Here is a 1,004-nt window from a genome sequence, read left to right as displayed (position 1 = left end):
GGCCGCGCCCGGCGGTGCCGACGACGCCATCGCAGCGGGCGGTGCCGACGACGCCATCGCGGCGGGCAGCGCCGCGCCGGAGCTGTCCCCGCCGGACGGCTCCCCGCGGCTTCTCGACCGGCCCGCCACCACGGAAGGCGTCCCGGCTCCAGCCGGGACTCCGGAACGGGCCCCGGCCATGGCTTCGGAACGGGCCCCGGCCATGGCTTCGGAACGGGCCCCGGCCATGGCTTCGGAACGGACTCCGGCCAGGACCTCGGAGCGGACCGACACCTGATCCGGCCGATCGCTCAGCAGGACCCGCGGTGCGGGGTGGTCCTGGCGAGGGTGGCCGCGAAGAGCGAGCCGGGGAGGAGCGCGGCCACGGCGAACGCGTCCGCCGCGGTGTCCACGTCGGTCAGGCGCGGCACCGTGGCCACGTTCAGCCCTGCCTCCTGGAGCCTGCGCAACTGGACCGCGCCCGTGGTCGGTCGCGACATCGGGACGCCGAGCAGCAGCGCCGGGCGGGGGACGCGCATGCCGAGCAGCCAGAATCCGCCGTCCGTCGCCGGCCCGAACACCGCGTCGTGCCCGCCGAGCAGGGACAGCGCGGTGTCCAGCAGCTCGACCGTGACCTGCGGGGTGTCCATGCCGATGAGCACGGTGGGCGCGGGCAGCTCCCGGTGGGCGTCTTCGAAGGCCGCCGCGAGGCGCTCGTCCAGCCCGCGTCCGCGCTGCGGCAGCACCGCGAACCCGTCGGGAAGCCAGGCTCCGGGCGCGCCGTCGAGCACGAGCACGTGGCGCGTGGCAGGTACGCGGGTGACGGTACGCAGGGTGTCCTCCAGCGCGGCGGCGGCCAGCGCGGCGGCCTCGCCCCGGCTGAAGGGCGGGGTCAGCCGGGTCTTCACCCTGCCGGGCACCGGCTCCTTGGCGATGACCACGATCTGCGCCACGGACGGCGCCACGGACGGCGCCCCGCGCGCCACGGACGGCGCCACGGACGGCGCCATCCCGGCGCGAGGGCG

General features: G+C 77.2%; 1 protein-coding gene and 1 pseudogene. One reads left to right on the top strand and one right to left on the bottom strand.

The annotated features are described in order from the left end of the window. Positions 1-277 (top strand): annotated as a pseudogene (locus DQW85_RS22280) (hypothetical protein); the annotation flags it as partial. 13 nt (positions 278-290) lie between these two features. Here the strand turns inward: DQW85_RS22280 and DQW85_RS22275 are convergent. After that, positions 291-989, bottom strand: a complete 699-nt coding sequence (locus DQW85_RS22275; protein ID WP_205315317.1) for a TIGR04282 family arsenosugar biosynthesis glycosyltransferase — start codon at positions 987-989, stop codon at positions 291-293. Positions 990-1,004: the final 15 nt, after the last annotated feature.

It is taken from the genome of Nonomuraea lactucae (genome assembly GCF_003313395.1).
Lineage (GTDB): Bacteria > Actinomycetota > Actinomycetes > Streptosporangiales > Streptosporangiaceae > Nonomuraea > Nonomuraea lactucae.
Note: the sequence above shows the minus strand (reverse complement) of the source record. Positions and strands in the feature narration are given on the sequence as shown.

Coding starts and splice junctions, on each gene's coding strand:
- DQW85_RS22275 (WP_205315317.1), bottom strand. CDS start 989: ATGGCGCCGTCCGTGGCGCCGTCCGTGGCGCGCGGGGCGCCGTCCGTG.